Annotated in this window: 2 protein-coding genes; both read left to right on the plus strand. The window is 67.6% G+C overall.

Features of this window, described 5'->3' with window-relative positions:
• Positions 1-207: 207 nt before the first annotated feature.
• Positions 208-1,635 carry a hypothetical protein gene (locus ABZ885_RS38665; RefSeq protein WP_360199511.1) on the plus strand — a complete coding sequence of 476 codons (1,428 nt, stop codon included), beginning with the start codon at positions 208-210 and terminating at the stop codon, positions 1,633-1,635.
• 97 nt (positions 1,636-1,732) lie between these two features.
• Entirely contained in the window at positions 1,733-2,698 is a 966-nt protein-coding gene (locus tag ABZ885_RS38670) for an endonuclease domain-containing protein (protein ID WP_360199513.1), read from the plus strand.
• Positions 2,699-2,838: the final 140 nt, after the last annotated feature.

Raw genomic sequence — 2,838 nt, forward strand, 5'->3', positions numbered from 1 at the left:
GCGACGACACGACAGGTCACCACTCCCCGAGACCGCCGACCCCATGCCTGAACAGCAGAAACGCAGCACTCAAGCCCGGAAAGACAACAGCCACTAAGGCTCCACCCGCCCGGAGGCTGGCCCCTGCCGATGAGCTCCTGGCGCCGACATTGTGCCGGTCGCACCGGGATCACCGTTGGCCACATTGGCACCCCTCTGGAGTCGCCCATGCCTGTCCTGATGTCCGTCGAGCCTGGAAGACTCGCGTCGAAGGGGGTGGATCTCGTGATGACCCTGCGAGAAGCCGTGAGCGACGTGATCCTCGGCTGGCACTCAAGCAGCCACCGGGACCTGACGGCGTTCGGAGTCCAGTTCGGGTTGCCGATGCCGTCCGATGACGGGACCACCAAGCGCGATCGTCTTGAGGGCTGCCTGGACGCACTACCGGACGACGATCTTCTACCGCTTGCACAGCGGCTGCTCCTCTCGAAGCAACCGCAGGTCGACAGACCGAAGCGGTTCCCGCTGGAAGACTTCGTGTGGGCCGCGTCCTGGCCCCAGATTGAGATCCCTGGCAGAGTCCGGCGCGAGCTGGCGGCCGCGCTCGACATCGACGACCTGGTCCACCGGCACGACAGGTTCGAAGAGCTCCTGGAGATCGTCTGGCATCTGGACAACGACCCGATGCTCGCCTGGACCGGGAAGTCTGCGACGAGCCGCCGGGCGCTTCTGCACCAGCACGTCTTCAAGAACTCCGACTGGTCGGTGGACGAGCTCTTCGAGCAGCTGGGCGCCTACGAGGCCGCTCCTGTGCGCTTCCGGTTCTTCCTGCTCGGCCTGGTCAATCCCAGCTTCCTGCCGGATGCCGAGGCACAGGCCCGCATCGTCGCGGCGGTCAACCCCGTGCTCGCACGGATCGGTATCCGGATGGAGCAGGACGGCGAGCGCGAGGGCTACCCGACTTTCGACCTCGTCCGGATCGGAACTGCTTCACCCCGCCGCCCCAAGACCCTCGTTTTCGCCACGCTCGACAAGCCCGACATGCGTCTGGCCGACGTCCTCGACAACGACCTCGAGATCGTCCCGGACGACAAGTACCTGGTCTACGACCGACAGGTCGGACCCGGTGGCCTTCGTTGGAGCGACCTGATGACCTGGTGGCAGGAGCGGCGAGGCACCGGCGACGACGTGGCCGACCGAAAAGCCCTGTATCAGCGCCTGCTCGACTCGATACCGAAGCCCGATATCTCACCGCAGCGCGCCTTCGGCGAGGCCTACTACACGGCCTTCGCCAGCCGGGACTGGGACATGCCGGCCCTGCTCCCCGAGGTCTGGCTGCACTGGGACCCCAAGACCGTGGAGAAGCGTGGCGCAGCGGCGCTGATCAACCACAGGATGGACTTCCTGCTCCTCCTGCCGAACGGTGTCCGGGTCATCGTGGAAGTTGACGGCCGACACCACTACGCCACCGACAAGGCCGTCGACGACACAGTCCGCGGCGATCGGGACCTCAAGCTGCGGGGCTACCACGTCTGGCGTGTCACCACGAACGAGCTGCGAGCACAACCGCTCGTCCCGTTCGCCACCGACTTCTTCACCAGCGTCCTTCAGCACCATGGTCTGGAGGTCCCGCCCCCGGCGATGCCCAAGCTGTAGATGTCCAAGGCGCCCTGTTGCGCGGGTTGCCCATCCGCTGGAGGCAACGAGACTGCGCTCGAACGGGCGAGGCATGTCGGTCCCGCCTGCCATCGTGATGACGGACAGTCAGATCTTGGCGTTGGAGGCGAGCATGGACTACCGCCGGATGCCGTCGGAGGCGAAGGCGGCGTTCTTGGCGGAGCACCCGCAGTGCGAGTTGTGCACGAGGCCGTCAGTGCAGGTCGATCACGACCACGTCTCGTACGAGGTGCGGGGCGCGTTGTGCAGGAGGTGCAACTCCCGCCTCGGGTCGCTGGAGGCGGCGCTGCGCCTGCCGCCAGGACTGTTCCAGAGCCTGGCGGGGGATCTGCACCGGGCGCTGTGGCGCGGCGGGACGGTGGAGCTGGAGCAGTACGCCGGGGACGTCGCCTACCTCGGGGTGTCGGTCGGGGAGTTCGGGCGGCGGCTGCGGGCGGTGCAGGGGCAGTTGGTGCTGCCGTACGTGTACTGGGCGCCGGTGACGAAGGCGCCGGCGATCCGGACGGCGGCGTGGATGAAGATCGGGCCGCTGTGCGACGACGCGGAGGCCGAGCGGCACCGGGCGCGGCTGGTGGCCTCATCTGAGCCGTACTGGGTGTGGGTGACGCGGGAGCCGGACGACGGGGTGAACAGTCCCGCTCCCCGCGCCCTGGTCGTGGCCGCCGACTCCACCGAGGGCGCCCGCGAGCTCCACCAGCAGCTGCGCGGCCCCGTCGACATGAGCCGTCACGAGGCCAGGGACCGCGACTTCGCCGAGCTGGCGGTGCCGGTGCTGCTGAGCCGGACCCTGACGGCGGAGCAGTTCCGCGCCGCGCACTGGCGGGATGACGAGCAGCTGTCGGCCACGGTCGAGGAGCTGCGGGAGCTGTTGCTGGGCTACGGCTACATGGCTGGCTGGTTGGACCTGGCGGTGCGGATCGCGCTGGAGGACTTGGCCGGTGACCTGCCGGATGCGCGGTGGGTGGTGTTCTCGCGGGCTCGCTGGCACTGGCGAGCCCTGCTCGGGCACTGGGGTGACCGGCAGGGCTGTCGGTCGGTCTGAACCGGACGGGAGTGAAGGGGGGGGGGGGGGGGGCCCGCGCGCCCGGGGGTTTGGGTTTTCAAATTAGTAGACCGCAAATTTTTGTTATTTAAAAATGTTGGGGGGTGGGTGTTTTGTTAAGAAATTTGGGGGTGGAGGTG

Source organism: Kitasatospora sp. NPDC047058 (assembly GCF_040643935.1).
In the GTDB taxonomy this organism is placed as follows: Bacteria; Actinomycetota; Actinomycetes; order Streptomycetales; family Streptomycetaceae; genus Kitasatospora.

Bases quoted from the DNA above. Each gene is read 5' to 3' on its own strand.
- ABZ885_RS38665 (WP_360199511.1), top strand. From the start codon at position 208: ATGCCTGTCCTGATGTCCGTCGAGCCTGGAAGACTCGCGTCGAAGGGG.
- ABZ885_RS38670 (WP_360199513.1), top strand. From the start codon at position 1,733: ATGACGGACAGTCAGATCTTGGCGTTGGAGGCGAGCATGGACTACCGC.